14 protein-coding genes are annotated in these 18,053 nt (G+C 66.0%); 4 read left to right on the top strand and 10 right to left on the bottom strand.

Going from position 1 to position 18,053, the window contains the following annotated elements; genetic code table 11:
- Positions 1–5 precede the first annotated feature (5 nt).
- The 4 genes from VN706_13665 to VN706_13650 are packed head-to-tail and all read right to left on the bottom strand — an operon-like array spanning position 6 to position 3,562.
- Positions 6–1,337 carry a glutamate-1-semialdehyde 2,1-aminomutase gene (locus VN706_13665; protein HXT16680.1) on the bottom strand — a complete coding sequence of 444 codons (1,332 nt, stop codon included), beginning with the start codon at positions 1,335–1,337 and terminating at the stop codon, positions 6–8.
- Positions 1,334–2,359, bottom strand: a complete 1,026-nt coding sequence (locus VN706_13660) for a Gfo/Idh/MocA family oxidoreductase (protein HXT16679.1) — start codon at positions 2,357–2,359, stop codon at positions 1,334–1,336. The genes VN706_13665 and VN706_13660 overlap by 4 nt, the downstream gene beginning before the upstream one ends.
- Positions 2,356–3,108 carry an NTP transferase domain-containing protein gene (locus VN706_13655; GenBank protein ID HXT16678.1) on the bottom strand — a complete coding sequence of 251 codons (753 nt, stop codon included), beginning with the start codon at positions 3,106–3,108 and terminating at the stop codon, positions 2,356–2,358. Before VN706_13655 ends, VN706_13660 begins: the two co-directional genes overlap by 4 nt.
- 28 nt (positions 3,109–3,136) lie before the next feature.
- Positions 3,137–3,562 (bottom strand): transcription termination/antitermination NusG family protein, encoded by a 426-nt coding sequence (locus VN706_13650; protein ID HXT16677.1) that lies wholly within the window; start codon positions 3,560–3,562, stop codon positions 3,137–3,139.
- Positions 3,563–3,999: 437 nt separating this feature from the next.
- Between VN706_13650 and VN706_13645 the strand changes: the two genes are divergently transcribed.
- Positions 4,000–5,136, top strand: coding sequence for a GNVR domain-containing protein (locus tag VN706_13645; GenBank protein HXT16676.1), 1,137 nt, complete (start codon positions 4,000–4,002; stop codon positions 5,134–5,136).
- A gap of 88 nt (positions 5,137–5,224) precedes the next feature.
- On the top strand, positions 5,225–7,126 hold the full coding sequence (locus VN706_13640; protein HXT16675.1) for a nucleoside-diphosphate sugar epimerase/dehydratase: 1,902 nt from the start codon (positions 5,225–5,227) through the stop codon (positions 7,124–7,126).
- A gap of 29 nt (positions 7,127–7,155) precedes the next feature.
- Here VN706_13640 and VN706_13635 read toward each other — a convergent pair whose 3' ends face one another.
- Entirely contained in the window at positions 7,156–8,742 is a 1,587-nt protein-coding gene (locus VN706_13635) for a hypothetical protein (GenBank protein HXT16674.1), read from the bottom strand.
- On the bottom strand, positions 8,739–10,253 hold the full coding sequence (locus VN706_13630) for a flippase (protein HXT16673.1): 1,515 nt from the start codon (positions 10,251–10,253) through the stop codon (positions 8,739–8,741). Before VN706_13630 ends, VN706_13635 begins: the two co-directional genes overlap by 4 nt.
- A 77-nt stretch (positions 10,254–10,330) precedes the next feature.
- Between VN706_13630 and VN706_13625 the strand changes: the two genes are divergently transcribed.
- Positions 10,331–11,326: a glycosyltransferase gene (locus tag VN706_13625; protein ID HXT16672.1), complete on the top strand. Its 996-nt coding sequence runs from the start codon at positions 10,331–10,333 to the stop codon at positions 11,324–11,326.
- A 20-nt stretch (positions 11,327–11,346) separates the two neighbouring features.
- On the opposite strand, the gene VN706_13620 is transcribed toward VN706_13625, so the two are convergent.
- Positions 11,347–12,480, bottom strand: a complete 1,134-nt coding sequence (locus tag VN706_13620; protein HXT16671.1) for a glycosyltransferase family 4 protein — start codon at positions 12,478–12,480, stop codon at positions 11,347–11,349.
- A gap of 75 nt (positions 12,481–12,555) precedes the next feature.
- Here VN706_13620 and VN706_13615 point away from each other — a divergent pair, with 75 nt between their 5' ends.
- The gene (locus tag VN706_13615) at positions 12,556–14,133 is read left to right on the top strand and encodes a capsule assembly Wzi family protein (protein HXT16670.1); all 1,578 of its coding nucleotides are present in this window, start codon (positions 12,556–12,558) and stop codon (positions 14,131–14,133) included.
- On the opposite strand, the gene VN706_13610 is transcribed toward VN706_13615, so the two are convergent.
- The 3 genes from VN706_13610 to VN706_13600 form a co-directional block, all read right to left on the bottom strand.
- Complete coding sequence (locus VN706_13610; GenBank protein HXT16669.1) at positions 14,087–15,532, bottom strand: hypothetical protein; 1,446 nt, start codon at positions 15,530–15,532, stop codon at positions 14,087–14,089. The genes VN706_13615 and VN706_13610 overlap by 47 nt on opposite strands.
- A gap of 48 nt (positions 15,533–15,580) precedes the next feature.
- The gene (locus tag VN706_13605; protein HXT16668.1) at positions 15,581–16,666 is read right to left on the bottom strand and encodes a sugar transferase; all 1,086 of its coding nucleotides are present in this window, start codon (positions 16,664–16,666) and stop codon (positions 15,581–15,583) included.
- A gap of 178 nt (positions 16,667–16,844) precedes the next feature.
- On the bottom strand, positions 16,845–18,029 hold the full coding sequence (locus VN706_13600) for a glycosyltransferase (protein ID HXT16667.1): 1,185 nt from the start codon (positions 18,027–18,029) through the stop codon (positions 16,845–16,847).
- Between the last annotated feature and the right edge of the window lie 24 nt (positions 18,030–18,053).

The raw sequence follows: 18,053 nt of genomic DNA, 5'->3' as shown, positions 1-18,053 counted from the left end.
CGCGCTCAATTGAATCGCCGGAACACCGGACGAATCGCTTCGCCTTCGAGATATTCGTCGACGCCGTCGCGTACGGCCGCGGCATACACCGCCAGCGCACGGTCCGCCGCGTCGAGCGTCGCCGTGAGCTCAGCCGCTCCGTGCGCGCTGGATAGCGCGATCCACGGCATCAGCACTCCGCCCTTCACCATCTCTTGCGCGAAGAGCGTGCGCAGCGGCATCGACGCGGCGCCGCGCTCATCGAGCGTGAGATAGTACGGCGAGCACTCCACACCGCCCGCGACGAAGCTCTGCTCGACACCATGTCGCTTGGCGAGCGCGTTGAGGCCGGCAAGCAGATCGCGACCGTACTGCCACACGTGGTCGACGACGCCTTCGCTCTCGATGAGCCGCACGGTCTCCATGAAGGCCGCCAACCCGCACATCTCCGCGCCGTGCGTCGTCGACAGAAGGAATACGCGCTCGCGTCCCTCGAGCTCGATCGACCCCAATTCCATGATCTCGCGCTTGCCCGCCACGGCGGCAACCGAAAACCCGTTCGCCATCGCTTTTCCGAACGTGCAGAGATCCGGCTGCACGCCGTAGAAATGCTGCGCGCCTTTGACGTGCCAGCGGAATCCCGTGATCATCTCGTCGAACACGAGGACGATGCCGTTCGCCGAGCACAGCTCGCGCATGCGCTCGAGGTATCCCGGCTCCGGCGCCACGGAAGTCGCCGGCTCGAGCATGGCGCACGCAATCTGCCCCGGGAATTCCTTGATCAACCGCTCGAAGCTGTCCACATCGTTGAAGCGAAAGAGCTTCGTCTGCGACGAGATCTCGTCGGGCACGCCGCGATTCATCACCGTCGAGCCGATGAACCAGTCGTCATACGAAAAAAATGGATGGTCGAGACAGCGAGCCACGAGCGTCCGGCCCGTGTACGCGCGCGCCAGCTTCACCGCGGCGCTCGTTGCGGTCGAGCCGTTCTTCGTGAACTTCACCATGTCGACGGAGTCGATGAGATCGATCAGCGTTTCCGCCGCTTCGAGCTCCACCACCGACGGACGTGTCAGATTGTTCCCCTGCTCGATCGCACGCCACGCGGCCTGATTCACGCGCGGCTCGCTGTAGCCGAGAATCACGGCGCGCAACGCCATCCCATAGTCGAGATACCGACGGCCATCGGGATCGAACACGTACGCGCCTTCGCCGCGCTCCAGAATCTCGGGCGCGTTTGCCGGAAACTGATCGAAGCCGCGGGAATAGGTGTGCGCGCCGCCGGGAATCGCCCGCAGCAGTCGCTTCTCGTAGCTCTTGGTCCCGGCCGCGGGCGCGGCGGTATCCGTGTGTGTCATGCTTTCACTCCCGCTGGTGCCGTGACTTCATGCACGCCGTCGTCGGAGCTCCGCTCGGCAGCGTATAACAGTTCCAGCATTCGCCGGTCTTCGGCGATCGTATACGGATACGGCGCTTGTCCGCGCGTCGCGCGCACGAACGCGTCCATCTCGGCGATGTACATGTCGTCGGCGAGCAAATACCCCTCGACGCGAATCCCTTCGGGCTCGGCGACGTTGGCCCAGGCGTTGTCGGCCGTGCGGAACACGCGCACGCGCTTGTCCTCCCAGCTCCACTCCACGACGCCCTCGGTGCCGACGACGCGACACACGCGCACCGCCACGCGCGACACCACGTCGACCGTCAGGTGTCCCAGCACGCCGCTCTCGAACTCGAGCAGCATCTGATACCAGTCATCGATGTCCGCCGGCACATCCGACACCTTGCCGCGGAAGCACGAAATCTTGCGCACATCACCGAGCGCCCACGTCAGCCACGTGAGCTCGAACGGCACGATCTCGCGGCAGCCGCCCGTCTCGCGCTTGCTGACGTAGTAGTCCGCGATGTCCTCCCACGGATGCCAGTCCGGCAAATACTGTCCGGAGTGATACGTCAGTCCCACCACTCGACCGATCGACCCGTCGTCGATCGCCGACTTGATGGCGCGAATCGACGGATGAAACCGCATCGTGCACGAGGGCGCCGCAACCACACCGGCGCGCGTCACCAGCTCGTCGAGCTCGGCGAGCCCGTCGTCGACGACGCTCGCTTCAGTGAAGAAATGCCGTCCGCTCTCGGCAGCGGCGCGTGCGTAGCGCACGTGCATGTCGGGCGGTGTCGAGATGACGAGCGCCCCAGGCCCCCATTCCAGTCCTTTCTCGAAGCTCTCCACGCAGCGCACGCCGTACTTGGCTTCGACCTCGGCGCGGCGATCGGCGCGCGGATCGAACCCGAGCAGCTCACCCGCGCCGAGATGCTGCAGGTTGCGAATGCGCCGCTTGCCCATGGAGCCAAGGCCGACGATCAGGAATTTATCAGTCACGATTGCCTCGTTTTTTCAATTCGCTGCCAGTACTGCTCGTTCAATTTGCGATTGGGCGCCGCCAGCTCAGGCTCCGCGGTCAGCAACGCCACGACGTCGCGCACTGAAAAGTCGTCGCCTCGGTCGCGCAACCGGTCGAACACCGCCGAAATGACTTCGAGATCCTCGGGGTAGTCGAGCGTCAAACGCAACCCTTCGGACGCCGCGGCGAGCGCAGAATCGGTGTGAACGGATTCGGTGCGCAGTCGGGCGTCGCGCTCGAGAAATACCCCCCAACCGTCGACCGCCTCCGTCGCTCGGTCCGCGCAGAGCTGTTCGATGGCTCGCCGGCTGATGCCGCACACCCACGCGCCGATCGGCAAACCTCGTGTGACGATGTAATCGGCACCCGTTTCGAGACGCCGCCGAATGACGGCATCGATGAATTCCGGATCGGCGAAGATCTCGTCCGACTCGAGGAGCACGAAGAACTCCGCCTCCGTCGCGCGCGCGGCGTCGCGTAGCCGTACCGGGACGTCGCGCTCGCTGCCGCGAAACACCCGCAACCCGAGGGCGAGGCCGAGGGCGGCGAGCTCGTCGTCGGATGATGCCGTCGTCGTGCACAGCACCCATGCGTCGGGTTCGACGGCCCGGCGCGCGCGCTCGACGAGGCGCGCGAGGATAGGCCGTTCGTGAATCGGTGTCAGGACCTTCCGCGGCAACCGCGACGAACCGGTGCGCGCGACGATGAAAACGGCGGCGGATGGCAAGACTAAAGTGCGTGAGTCGTTCGAAGGATCATGCCGATCGTACGCGATACCCTGCGGCGGCCAGCTTGAGCAGGGCGCGAACGCGCTCTCGTTCGCGGCCCGAGAACAAGCCCGTGCGCGTCGGCGCGTCCGGCGTGACCACGCCGTTGGCGTTCATTCGCGCACGCAGTTGGCGAATGACGTCGGGCTCGACGCGTGCCGGGTAATCGCCGCAGTAAACGACCTTGGCTACGCCGCGGGTGTTGCGAAGACGCTCGAACGGGTGGGCCGGCTGGCCGCCGACGAACAGATATCGTGGAAAGAGCGGGACGAGCGAGGTACGGCCGCGAGTGCGTGGACCGAGCACGACGAAGCCCTGGTTGCGGAGGTTTACCTCAGCCCAGGCTTCGCACCTCGGCTTGGTGTAAATGAGTTGCCAGGTGAGGCCCTGGTCCGCATCCGACGACTGCGACATCCCACACGTTCCCAAAGAAAGATATGATCAAAGCTACCGCCAGACTTACGCGGCCAACAACGGCGCAAGTCCTTATATTCTACCACTTATGCCGGGAATTGACGCCAGCCACTGGGCGGGTATCGAGCCGCGTGCCGCATATCACGCGCAGCGAAAAGCTCGAAAAGCTCGAAAAAGCTGACGATGCGTGAGCGCCGCGGCCCCGGGCAATTTTGCAATCCTGCGGAAGCTACACCGCGCTGGAGAGACTGCAACCCCTGCGCGCCCGGGTGGCGCAAGTCGAAGCGGATTCTCGACATCGACGCTCGGACGGCACTTTCGCGCCATGTGTGAGTCTTCTAATTTCCACCAGTCGCCCTCCTGGCTTTGCCTCAGCGGAGGTTGCCGCAACACACGCAGCAGACGACTCAAGCCCCTGCCACCACGTGTTTTCTTGAATGAGCGTCGCTGAAAGCAACGGCAACGGTAGCGGTCCGGCGGACATCATCGCCGTCCCGGCCCCCGCGCCCTCGGAGTTGTCGGCCTTCCGCGTCATGAACGCGGTCCTCCGCCAGCGCGCGCTCGTAATCGCCGTCACCCTGCTCGCCGGCGCCATCGCCATCGTACCGCGCCTCAACGAGCCCCAGAGCTATGTCTCGACGGCGATGTTCATCTCGCAAGGCCAAGCGTCGACGACCAGTAGCGTTTCAGGCATCGCGGCACAACTCGGCGTCCCCGTCCAGGCGTCCGCCGGCGTCGCCTCGCCCCAGTTCTACCCCGAGCTCATCCGCTCGCGCACCTTCCTCGGCCAGGTCGCGCAGGCCTCATATGTTCTGCCAGGCGCGCGCGACAGCACGCCTCACACCCTGATCCAGCTATACGGAATCCAGGAGAAAGACGTACAGCTCGCACGCGACGCCGCCATTCGCACGTTGAATGATGAGGTCGACGTCGTCCCCGCGCCCCGCACCGGGATCGTCACCATCAGCGTCTCGACCACCGATCCACGCCTGTCCAAGGCGATCGCGGACGAGATCCTTCGTCAGATCAGCGAGTTCAACGCCCGTATGCGCCAGAGCGGTGCAACGGCCGAGCGCCAGTTCCTCGAAGGCCGCGTCGCCGACGAATCCCGGCAACTGCAGGCCTCACAGGATCGGCTCGAGGCGTTCCTCGCGCAGAATCGCGACTTCCGCAATTCGCCGACGTTGGTGTTTCAGCACGAACGGCTCGACCGCGACTATCAGCTCCACCAGACCATCTATGCGACGCTGGTCCAGAACTACGAGCGCGCGAAGTTCGAAGAGGTCCGCGACACGCCGACGATCAGCGTGCTCGGCCAGCCGGAAATCCCCCTGCACCCCGAGCCGCGCGGTCGCCTCATGGCGCTCATTCGGGCGTTGATCCTCGGCTTCGTTTTCGGGACGCTGCTCGCACTGCTCCGTGAATACCTCAAGGGCCCGGAGACACACGGCCAACCCGAAGCCCAGGAGTTCGCGCGCCTCGCGCGCGGTGTCCGCGATGACCTTCGCCGCGGACGGGTCCTCCGGGTCCTCGGCGTTACACGAAGCCGCGCGCCGCTGGACTCACAACACTAACAACAGCCCACCTCGCTCCGTCCTACGCACTGCCTGGGGCATTCCGCCCACTTGCAAATACGGGATGTGAGTTTCCTTTTCAGGGGTTATGCGCAACCGCTACTTCCTGCTGATCGACGCCCTGCTGCTGGCCAGCCTGCCCCTGTTGGCGCTGAGCCTGCGCTACGAGACCGTCGATTGGAGCGCGCAGATCCTCCGCGCGGCGCTGCTGTACGTCGGCATCACGCTGCCGCTTCGTCTGGCCACCGCGTATCTCTGCGGGTTGTACCGCTGCATCTGGCGGCACGCCAGCGTCAGCGAGCTCGAACGGATTCTCTATGCGGGCGCCATCGGCGGCTCGATTGGGCTGCTGGTTGGAAGCGTGTTGCTCACTGCGCTGGATCTCTCTCCCGTACGACTTCCCTACTCGGCGCTCGTGCTCGATGCGTTGTTCACGCTGAGCGCCCTGGCTGCACCGCGTCTGGTCGCGCGTCTGCGCGCCCGTCGCCGCGGGCCGGGCACCGGTCGCCGCGCGATCGTCGTCGGCGCCGGCTCGGCCGGACAGCTGATCCTTCGCGAAACGCGTCTCAATCCCAAGCTGCACATCAACGTCATCGCGTTCGTCGACGACGATCCGTACAAGCAGGACAAGCTGCTGGGCAACGTGCCGATCGCGGGCACGCTCGACAATCTCTCGTCGGTGATCTCGCGCCTGGGCGCGGACGAGTTGATCATCGCCATGCCGGAAGCGCGCGGCTCCGTGGTGCGCAAGGTGTTGCTGGCGGCGACGACCGCGGGCATTCACGCGCGCATCATGCCGAGCCTGCACGATCTGATCTCGGGGCGCATCAAGGTGAGCGCGCTGCGTCCCGTCGAAATTCAGGACTTGCTGCGCCGCGAGCCGATCGTGACCGATCTCGAGGCGGTGCGCGCGCTGACGTCGTCGCGCACGGTGCTCGTCACCGGCGCCGGTGGTTCGATCGGCAGTGAGCTGTGCCGGCAGATCGCCGCGCTCGAGCCGGCCAAGTTGATCGCGCTCGATCACAGTGAGAATCAGGTCTTCGAGATCGAGGGCGAGCTGCGCAAGCGCTTCCCGTCGCTCACGATCGTGCCGCTCATCGCCGATGTGCGCGACACCGCGCACATTCACGCGATCGTCAACAAGCATCGGCCCTACGCGATCTTCCACGCCGCGGCGCACAAGCACGTGCCGCTGATGGAAGGCAACATCGCCGAAGCGATCACCAACAACATCCTCGGCACGCGCAATGTCGTCGAGGCGGCGCTCGACAACGAGACCGAGCATCTCGTCAACATCTCGACCGACAAGGCGGTGCGGCCGACGTCGATCATGGGCGCCACCAAGCGGGTCGCCGAGCAGATCGTCCTCACCGCGGCGATCGGCGAAAACCGCAAGTTCGTTTCGGTGCGATTCGGCAACGTGCTCGGCTCACGCGGCTCGGTGATCCCCACCTTCTTGAAGCAGATTCAGGAAGGCGGGCCGGTGCTCGTCACGCACCCGGAGATGCGCCGCTACTTCATGACGATCCCCGAGGCGGTGCAGCTCGTGCTTCAGGCGGGCGCGCTCGGCAAGGCGGCGGAGCTGTTCGTGCTCGACATGGGCGAGCCGGTCAAGATCGTCGACCTGGCGCGCGATCTCATTCGGTTGTCGGGTCTGGAAGAAGGCAACGACATCGAGATCGTCTTTACGGGCGTACGCCCCGGTGAGAAGCTCTACGAGGAAGTGCTGTTCGGCGGCGAAGACGTGCAGCCGACCGGCCACCCGAAAGTCTTGCGCGCTGTCGTCACGCACGGTGAGAATCGCGCGTTCGTCGACCAGGTCGACGCATTGATTCGCCGCGCGCTGGTGCACTCGCCGGACGACACCGAACTACGCGGCGCGCTCCGCGTCCTCGTGCCCGAGTTCGCGCACGAAGATGCGCGCACCGATCCGCGGCAGCGCGCCCCGCTCCGGGCGCCAGCCGCTCCGCGGCCTTCGTTGACGAAGTAGTCGAGCGAAGAAAGCGCGCCGGCGACCAGTTACCAGTGGACGCGCGTTCCAACCTGCAGCTGCAGGTTGGTGGCGTCCTTCACGAAATTGCGATTGAGCTCGCGCGTGAGCGTGAGGCCGGCGATGATGTCGGCGCGCGGCCGGAACATCGTCCGCTGCGCGCCGAGACTTTGGTAGACGTCAGCCCCCCGCGGATCGGAGAGGTTGCCGTCGCTCGACGCGCGGTTGATACGATCCCAGGCGAACGTCCATTTGCCCGTGGGATCATAGCGGTCGACGGAGAGGTTCGTTCCAAGACCGCCAAACCCGGCGGCCGATCCAAGTACCTGCCCCAGCTCTGTATGCCCTTGCGGCAGCGCGACGTTGACGTAGAACGGCGCTTGCGGCCGCGCCAACGCAAGATGCGTCACACGCGTGTTCAGCAGCTCGCCGCGCAATACAGTGAACGATCGCGAGCCGCTCGCCCAGACTTTTTGCATGCCGAGCATGTAGCCGCTGACGTGGTCGGGTTCGAGCGTGAGATCGCGCCGATCGGCATTCCGATCGTCGCGTCCGAACTCGCCGTACACCTCGACGCCACTCGCCGGAAAGACGGCTCGTGCGAACAGTGACGCGAGCTGATTGTCGCTTGCCGACTCCGTGCCGCGCAACGCATGCACGATCGTGCCCGGCCCAATGCCGCTCGAGAGCCAAGGCGAATGAAAGAATCGGCTCGCGCCGAATTCCACGTTCGGCAAGCCGCGCGGGACAATGCTCGCGACGACGCCCGTCATCAAGCGATGCGCCGCCGTATCACCCGCCGGCGAAAACGCGGTCTGATCCAGCCGTCCGGCTTCGGTGCGCGCGTCGAGCTTGAACAGCCAGAGGTCCACCGCGCCGTTCGTGCCGAGGTACGCGTGCGGAAACCCGGCGGCGTTGTTGCCGAGGATGAGCGGATGCTCGACGGCCGGCCCCCAGTGCTGGTCGGCGGTCGAGGCGCCGAGCGCGACGTACGGCAGATCCAGCCGCACGGAGCTCTGTCCCGGATCGATACGCTTGTACGACCCGTCGCCGAAACGTTGCGGCTGGTCGATGAATATCGGCACGAGCTCGTTGCCGAATCGCAGCGGACCGGTTTGTCCGTTGTTCGCGAGCGTGAATCCCTGGTTCTGCGCGACGAACACCATCGGCTCGGCGACGATGCTCAGGCGACCGATCATCGCCGTAAAGCCGCCGGTCGCGGCCGCGGTCAGGCCGCGTCCCGCCCAGATCGGTCCGTCGTTGAAGCCATAGGGAAACGTGGTGTTCTCGATCGTGCGAATCTCGGGCGCGAGAATGCGAAACCGGCGCGACGAGGGATCGGCTCTCCGAACACGCGCCGCCCATGGATGCGACGTATCGCTCGGCGCGAGATTATCCGCTTCACGCAAGCCGAACTCGCGCACCGACCAGGGATGCGGCGCGACGATTCCGCGCAGCTGCAGCACGCGCAGGTAGTTCTCGACGTCGCTGTTCACCTCGACGAGCTGGCCGGTGGCGCGATCGATCGGTACCTGGGCGCTCGCGCACAGCGGTAGAGTCGCCACAGCGGCCGGCGCCGCGAGGCAGCGCAGCATGCGGCGGGCAAATGAGCTCACGCCGCTCTCCGTCCGGAGTCGCCGTTTCGGTCGAACGGGTTCGCCAGGAGCGCGCGGACCACGCCACGCTCCTCGCGCGAGATGAGCAGGAACCACGCCGTGGGCACGTAGGCGAGCAATATGACAACTGTAAATAGTAAACGCTCACGAGTGGTGTCGAGCGCGGCGCCGGCCCCCAGCGCCGCGGCCAGGAAGACCCAGATCGCGCTGCGCAGCGACGGCCGCGCGGCGGCGCCAAGGAACCGTGCCGAGAGAATGCAGAGCATCGTCGTGTCGACGGTGACGCGGAGCGTCCACGCCATCGCGACCCCGGGCAGTCCAAACCTGCTGCCGAGTGTCCACAGGGCGGCGATGTACAACGGCAGCTCGAGCAAGTTGAGCTTTCCCGTGAGATCGGCGCGGCCGACGCCCTGCAGCGCCACGAAGCCGACGTAGCCGACGGCGTTGATGAGCACACCGACGGCGATCCACTGCAGCACCGGCGCGCCTGCCTGCGCAACGTCGGCGCGGCGGATCCACAGCAGGAGGATCTCGTGCGGCAGCGTGACGAGAATCAGCACCGCGGGGAACAGCACGATGAGCATCGTGCGAATGCCCGCGTTGAACAACACGATCGTGCGCTCCCGGCTTTTCGCGAAGCTTTCGGCGAACGCGGGAAAGAGCACACCCACCACGGCGGTGGGAAACGTCAGCAGCTTGCTCACCGCGTCATACGGCGTTCCGTAGTAGGCGACGTCGGCCATGGGAAACCGCGCGCTGACGAAAAAGCGATCGACGTACGTCATCAACGGACTGACCACGTTGCTCACCGTCATCCACCCGCCGACGCGCAACAACGGGAGCACGACGTGACGGCGCACGATGATGCGGCGGCTCAGGAACCAGTAGCGTTTGATGCACACGGTAAAGTGCGCCGCCCAGCCCATGAAACGGCCGAGCACGAGCACCAGAATCACCGCGTCGAGGCGCTTCGTGAACGGCAGGACCGCGAGTGGGGCGACGTACGAGAATACCGCCAGTGGAATGCGGAGCGCCGTGGCAATACCAAAGTGCTGATGCGCCTCGATGATGCCGCGGAACCCGGCGGTCGAGACGACGATGGGCAGCGACGCCGCGAGGATGTAGAACGCGCGCGTGGTTTCCGGTTGCAGCGCGTCGGGAATGTGCATCACGCGTCCGACGAGTGCCGGCGTCGCGACGGTGAGCACGAGCGCCCCGACGGTGCCGAGCGCGAACATGAGCATGAGCGCCGTCCAGCCGAGCGTCTCGAGCTCTTCCTCCTGCTGCGATCCGAGGCGGCTCGCGACGGCGTGCGTGAGCGCGCGCCCCAACCCCAGGTCGACGAAACCGAAGTAGCCGACGATCACCCACGCGAGCGTCAGCACGCCGAAGCGATCGATGCCCAGCCCATGAATGAGCAGCGGCGTCGACACCAGCGCGGCGGCCATGGGAGCGACCTGGCCCGCGAAGTTGAGCGCCGTGTTGTGCGCGAGTCGTCTGGAGTCGGACATCAGCCTTTAAGATTAACAGGTGCGGTTCGGCCGCCGGCATAAAAAAACACCGCGTCAAACTTCGCCAACGGAAGTGAATGACCACACCGCGGGTCACGATCGTCACCGCCAGCTACAACCAACGCCGCTTCATCGGCGCCTGCATCGAGAGCGTGCGCGCGCAGTCGTATGACGACTGGGAGCAGGTGGTGGTGGACGACGGCTCGACCGATGGCACGGCCGATGTCGCGGAGAGCTTCGGCGATCCGCGCATCCGCGTGCTGCGTCTGCCGCATCGCGGCCTGACCCATCTCGCCGAGTCCTACAACGCGGCGCTCGCGGCATCGCGCGGTAGCCTGGTGGCGGTGCTCGAAGGCGACGATCTGTGGCCGGCGGACAAGCTGGCGACGCAAGTCGCGGCCTTCGACGACAGCGACGTGTTCCTGTCATGGGGCCGCGCGCTGGCGGTGGATGACAAGGGCCGCACACTGCGCCCGTTGTCGACGGTGCGGACCGACGCGCCGTGGCGGGATTTCGACGCGGTCGAGGTGTTTCGTCGTCTCGCGCGGACGAACGTTCTGGCCCCGGCGGCATCCGTCATGATGCGGCGAAGCATGCTCGACGCGGTGGGCGGGTTTCAACAGGGCGGATCGTCCTACTTCGTCGATCTGGCGACGTGGCTGACGTTGACGGCTCGCACTCGCGGCCGCGTGCGATTCGTGAATCACACGCTGGCGCACTATCGCGTGCACGAGCACCAGACGACGCAGCGGTTCGGCCGTGAAATGGACGCCGAGCATGTGGGCGTGGTGCTCGACGTGGCGGCGCGGCTGGACGGCGACACGCAGGCGCGGCTGGGGTGGGATACGCTGCGCCGGGAGACGGAGGCGGCCGGCGTGGTGGCCGCGGCGCGGCGTGCGTTGGCGGCGTCGGACTACGGCGCGGCGCGGCGGAGCTTTTCGCGGGCGCTGGTGCGGGCGCGCACGTGGCCGGATCGCGCGAAGGCGGCGCTCGGCCTCGTCTCGGCGCTGGCGCACGTCGACTTGCTTGGCAAGGCGCTGGCGGCGCGCGCGTCGTACTTGAGCGGTGATTAGGGTTTGCTAATTAATATTCGTTAATTAGCACATATTAATTCATATATACTCATGAGTTGCGCCGAGACGCGTTCTTCGCGGTGCGCCGCGGCGGTGCGCGCGGCACCCGCCTCGGTCAGGCGCCGCGCCAGGCCGGGGTCCCGGAGCACGCGCCCGATCGCGGCCGCCAGCGCGTCGGGATTCGCTGGCGGCACCAGAAGCCCCGTCTCGCCGTCGACGACCACCTCCGGCGTACCGCCCGTGTTCGTCGCGACCACGGGCGTCTCCGCCATCATGGCCTGAATCGCCGACGTCGGCATCGCCTCGCGATACCGCGACGTCAGCACGAAGACGTCGAACAGACGGTAGTAGAGCGCTTCGTTCGACTGAAAGCCCGCGAATCGAACGATCGGCTCGAGTCCGCGCGCGGCCACGAGATCGTGCAGCGCCCGTTCGTTGTCGCCGGTCTGCCCGCGCCCTGTCCCGACGATCAGCACCCGCAAACGCGGAAACTCACCGGCCAGTCGCTCGGCCGCGGCGACGAGGTCCTGCGGACCCTTTCCCTCGACGAGCCGGCCCATGTAGCCGACGACGAGGTCCGATGCGTCGAGTCCCCAGCGCGCTCGCTCCGCGGCGATGTCGCCCGCACCGATTTCGGCGAGCCGGGCGTGCAATCCGCTGCCAACATACACGACGTCAAAGCGCGGATCGCCGGTGCCGCCGTAAAACTCCCGGATGGCGTGCGACACGCACACGATGCGCGTCGCCGATCGCTCGAGCAGTCGAAAGACGCGCCGCCCGAACTCGAAGTCGCGCACCCACCACACGACGTGCGCGCCGCTCCCGGCGAGCGCGAGGGCCGACATGTACGCGGTGCGCGACGTGTTGGCGACGACGACGTCGGGCCGGAGCCCGAGCACGAGCCGGCGCAGCGCACGCGCTCGGCCGATCAGGTGCGGAACGCGAAGCGGCGACAGCGCACGCAGCCGCGGCCAGTCGAACTCGTGGACGGCCGCGCCGGCATCGCGAAAACGGCGTGTCATCTCCGGTTCATCTCGCCCGCAAACCACGTGCGCCTCGAAACGATCGCGGTCCAAATGCCGAATGTGCTCGGCGAGCGCGAGCTGCGCGCCGCCGATGATTGGGCTGTGGTCGAGGAAGACGATGCGCGTCACGGTGGGAACGAAGGTGACAACGAGAGTGACAGGGAATGTACTAGACACCCTCCGGCGAAGAGCCTATCCTGCGCGATGCAATTGAAATGGGCACTCGCGGCGGTGGCGATGACCATCCTGCCGCTGCATCGCCATTCGAGCGCGGGCGCGCAGGTGTTGATTGGCAGTCCTGAGGACGACCGCCGACGCATCGCGCAAATACTCGGAACGCGTTCGGCGGCGGGTGAAATGATCCGCTCGCCGTCGTCGACGATCGAAGCGGACTCGCTATCGCGACTGCCGGTCGTCGGACTTGTGAGGCCCGTGATCGACGGCACGTACAACGCGCAGCTGCCATTCTCGATCGATGACGGCGCGCTGTGGGCCGGCCGGGGCGCGAGCACGCGGCTCACCGTCGGCATCGACGGACGGGTGGGCCCGGTGCGCTATCTCGCGGCGCCCGAGCTCATGCACAGCGCCAATCTTGCCTTCAGCGATTTACCGTCGAACATTCCGGGCCGAAGCAGCTTCGCGTCGCCCTTCTACGCGGGCCCCAGATCGATCGATCTGCCCGAGCGCTTCGGGCGTGAGCCATTCAGCACGATCACGCCGGGCCAGTCGGCGGTGTGGGTGAGCGCGCGCGGCGCGGACATCGGCGCCTCCACCGAGAATCAGTGGTGGGGTCCCGCGATTCAGAATGCGCTCGTCATGAGCAACAATGCCGCGGGCATTCCGTCGGTGTTCGTGCGAACGAATCGCCCGTGGCAGACGCGCATCGGCAGTTTCGAGGCGAAGGCTGTGGCCGGCGGACTCACCGAGTCGCGGTATTTCGACACGGTGTCGACGAACGACGTGCGTGCGTTGAGCGGCGTCGTCGCGACGTATTCGCCAAGTGTCGAGCCGAATGTCACCGTCGGCGTCTCGCGTGTCGTCTACGCGAACGCGCCGCGTGCGTCGAACATCGCCGGCAATGCGCTCGGCGCGCTGACGCGGTGGAGCACGACGCGCGTCGATTCGACGGCGACGGGCTCCGACGCCTTCGACGACATGATGTCGTTCTTCGGCCGCTGGATTTTTCCCGCGAGCGGGTTGGAGGTTTATGCGGAGTGGGCGCGCATGCTACCGCCGGTGTCGTTGCGCGACTGGCTCATTGCGCCGCAGTACACGCAGGGCTTCACGATCGGTATGCAGGTGGCGCGACCGATTCGCGCGGGCGCGGTCCTCAGGTTTCAAGCGGAATTCACGGATCTCGAACAAACCCCGCCGTCGCGCGCCGGCGACACGCTGACGTATTACACGAGCCGCGCGGTGGCGCAGGGCTACACGCAGCGCGGCCAGGCGATCGGCGCGGCGATCGGGCCCGGTGGATCGAGCCAGCTCGTGGCCGTCGACTACATGCCCGCGCGATGGGACGTCGGCCTGTTCGCCGAGCGCATTCGGTGGAACAACGACGTGTATTATCTGCAGCCGAGCGGTTTCTCGTTCTTCGCGCAGGACGTGAGCGTGATGGGCGGATTGCGCGGAACGTTTCGCTGGCGGAGGAGCGAGGTGCACGCCGAGTTCAGTCTATCGCAGCGGCTCAACTTTCTGTTTCAGGCGCTGCGAGGCGGGTTCGGCCCCGAGCGCTCTAACGACGCGCAGGATCACTCGTTGCGATTCTGGATCGTGCCGTAATCGCCGAAGCAGCGGCGGCGGACGCCGTGCGAGCCGTTGAGGCGCGGCTCGCATCGAGATCCCAGGCCGCGATGATGCCGCCCGTGACATCGTCCTCGACCGTCGGCAGGCTCACGTGCGCGTGTACGTCAGCGAACGGTGCGGGCGAGTGAATGACGACGTCGGCTTCGACGACGCCGACCTGTTGCGGCAGCGGATTGAAGTGCAGAAAACCGTTCGCGTCGCTGGTCATCGTGAAATCGGCTGGCGTGACTTGAATGCCGCCCGTGCGATGAAAGTCAGCCTGCACACCAGCGACGCCACGGCCACCGATCTGCACGAGTCCGACCCACGGCAGATACGGCCCCACGGACCAGACGCCGAAGAAGCTCGCGTCGTCGTCATCGTGCGGGCGAAGGGTCACGTTCTTGATCGTCTCCACCGACCCGAGTCGCGGAACGATCGTGAGATCTCCCACGACGGCGCCTTCGCCGAGTGCGCGGAGCGGAAACAGGAATCGCCCGCCGCCATCAGTCGTGGCGTTGAACGATTCCGGATCGGTGTGTGCGCCCGACGTGCGATGGAACGAGACGGCGATCGCGGTCGCGGGCTTGCCGGTGGCGCGGTCGTGGACCTCGCCGACATACAGCAACGACGGTCCGACACCAAACCGCAGGATGTTCACCTCGGGACTGAGCAGCTGCGTCGACGTGAGGCGAACGCCGTGGATCGTGTCCGGCGCGAAGGGCGCGGGGAGTGTCGCGATGAGATTGCCGACGACGTCGCCGACGGTGAAGGCGTGCTCGTTGACGTCGAACAGCGAGCCGCGGCCCGCCGCGTCGGTTATGACGCCGTAGTCGGGATTGATAGCTCCGTCGATGTCGTAGAACGAGATGCCCGTGGTTCTCACGAAATCCAGGCGAATTCCACTCGCGCGAGGTTGGCCGGGACCGCGGAAGTAGACTTCCGCGGCGTACGGGAAGTGCGGGTCGTCTACCCACGTCGGGATGATGGTGCCTTCGCCGCGGCGCTCGGTGGTCGAGAAGGTCTGGCCGTCGATGCGGTACGAGCCCGATTCCTTCCTGGTGACCGCAATGGCGACGGTGACGCTGCCCGCTGATTGGGCGGGAATCGTGACCGCCCAATGCCCGTTGCCGTCGGTGACGGTCGAGACGGAGTCGGCTTCGAGCCCGACGCCTCCGGTGCGCACCACATCGACACGCGCGCCGGATTGGACGCTCCCTGTCAGGTGGGAGATGATCGTGCCTTCCAGGGCCAGTTGTGGCCGGGTCGTACACGACGCCGTTCCGCTGCATGGATCGCACGCGGCCATTGCGGTCATCGCGCCGAAGCTCAGCGCGGCGAGTATGCCGCGCCGAACCATGCGAAGGACGTGCGGCGAGCCGAAGGCGGGTACCACGTGTATCGTCCTGCCCGGGGAGGTCGCCGATACGCCGGCCGGCGACGGCTATTCGCCCGGCTTGAGGGGGCTGAGAGGGCGCAGCACGACCGCGGCCGTGCGGAACATGATGCGCGTGTCCTGAACGAGCGTGCGCTCTCGAACATAACGCAATTCCAGGTCGCAGCGTTCCGGATAGCCGACCGCCTGCCTGCCATTCACGGCCCAGGCGCCGGTCAGGCCCGGCTTCACCGACAGCACGAGGTCGCGGTCGTCGCCGTACATCTCCAGCTCTTCCTCGACCACGGGCCGCGGACCGACGAGCGACATCTCGCCGATGAGCACGTTCCACAGCTGCGGCAGTTCGTCGAGACTGGTGCGGCGCAAAAAGCGGCCGATGCGCGTCACGCGCGGATCGACACTGTCAGGAATCTTGAAATGATTCTGCCGGTACTCCTCGTACATTCGCGGATCCGCGCGCAACACCTGCTCGGCGTCGGCGCGCATGGTGCGCAGCTTGAGGCAGCGGAATTTCTTTCCACGGAATCCGACGCGCTCGTGCGGGAAGAACGGTGCACCGCGCGACTCGAGACGAATGAGCGTGGCGAGGGCGACCATGAGCGGAGCCGTCACGATCAGCCCGATCGAGGCGCACATGACGTCCATCACGCGCTTGGCCGCGTTGTCGACGGGATGGCGCGGAATCTTGGTGAGCTGGACGAGCGGGCTGTCGCCGCTCCACACCACCACCGGCTCGTGCTCGGCCAGCACTTCCGTCGGCATCACGGCGAGCACGTCGCAATGATACGCGAGCGCGAGGTCGGCGACGCGCCGCATCGCGGACGGTCCGATCTCACCCGCCACGAGCAGCGTGTCGACGTGGCCGCCGCGAATCAACTCCGCGGTCTCGACGAGCGCGGTGCCGCTCGATTCCGGTGCTTCGACGTCGACGGCGATGGAATCGACGACGGAGAAGCGCCGTCCTACGACCGCCGGGTGTGCGAGCGCGCGCGGCAGATCGCCGGGGGCGCCGATGACGAGCACGCGACGGTGCAGTCGCTGTTTGCCGCCACGTTCCCGAGCTGCTTCACTGCGTTCGTTGGCTTGATTGGGCTGCGCATTGCGAAGCACAACGGGTGTCTGTCGTTCAGGCATCCGGGCGGTCAAAATGTGATGGTATGATCTGCTTCAAGGTGCTACAACTGACTCGCACAATTCTAGTTGAATCGAGTTGAGTGTAACAGCACCCACGGGAAATTGAACGGTCGGGACCGATCTCGGCGATACGTGTGCGGTACGGCACCGGCATCGAGGCGCAATGGAGCAGCAAGGGTCAGGCCTCCACCGCGACTTCGACGGCGGACCGGCGGGCGAGCTTTTCCGACGCGAATCGCTCCCATTCGCGCGCCACGAACGATTCGAATTCGCGACGGAAACGATCTTCCGCGAACCGCTGCGCGTTGCGACGACATGCGTTCGTGTCGATCGGCCTATCCAAATTCTCGAATAGCCGAACCGCTTGGGCGATCGCTACGTCACTCTGCGTGTCGAAGAACACCCCCGTTGGCTCCGCGGCGTCGAGACCGCGAACGGTTTCCGTCGCGCCGCCGCGCGCGAACGCGATCACCGGCGTACCGGCCGCCTGTGCTTCCACGGGCGCAATGCCGAAATCCTCCTCGGCCGCGAAGATGAATGCTTTCGCCCCTTGCACGAGCGAGCGGAGCCGTGCGCGGTCTACCCGGCCGACGAGCGTCACGTTCGGTCCGGCAGCTGCTCGCACCTTCGCGGCATCCGGCCCGTCTCCTACGATGATCAGACGACGGTTGGGCATGTGGCGGAAGGCGCTGGCGATGAGGTCGGTTCGCTTGTATGGGACGAACCGACCTGCCGTGATGTAATACTCCTCCGGCTCGGAAGGCTCGGCGGGACTGCCGAAGTAGTCCGTCGCGACCGGCGGGTAGATCACCTCCGAGGGCCGCCCGTACGCGCGGCGAATGCGGTCGCCGATGTAGTGGGAGAGCGTGGCGAAAGCCCTGACCGACCGCGTGTTCGCCTTGTCCCAGCGCCTCAAGACCTCGAGCACCGTTCGCGCGAGGGCGCCCTTGAGGCCGCGGCTCAAGCCTGACTCGCGGAGATATTGCTCGCGCAGATCCCACGCGTAGCGCATGGGCGACAGGCAGTAACACAAGTGGATCTGCCGGTCGTGGGTGCGCACACCCTTGGCCACCGCGTGCGAATTGGAAATGACGATGTCGTAATCGCTTACATTGAGGGACCTTACCGCGGCCGGGAACAGCGGCAGCAGCGAGCGGTATCGCTTCTGGATGTTCGGAAGCCGATTCAGGAACGACGTGGTGGTCTTCCCCACTCCCAGAAACTGCCGATCTTCGGCCGGCATTCGGTCGACCAGGGTGAAGACATCGGCGTCGGGAAACGTTTTGAGAAGCTCGCGGAGCACCAACTCGGACCCGCCGAGGGTGATCAGCCACTCCTGAACGATGGCGATACGTGGTGTCACAGAGCTATTCTACTTGACCTATGA

This window comes from Gemmatimonadaceae bacterium, assembly GCA_035606695.1.
Taxonomy (GTDB): domain Bacteria; phylum Gemmatimonadota; class Gemmatimonadetes; order Gemmatimonadales; family Gemmatimonadaceae; genus JAQBQB01.
Note: the sequence above shows the minus strand (reverse complement) of the source record. Positions and strands in the feature narration are given on the sequence as shown.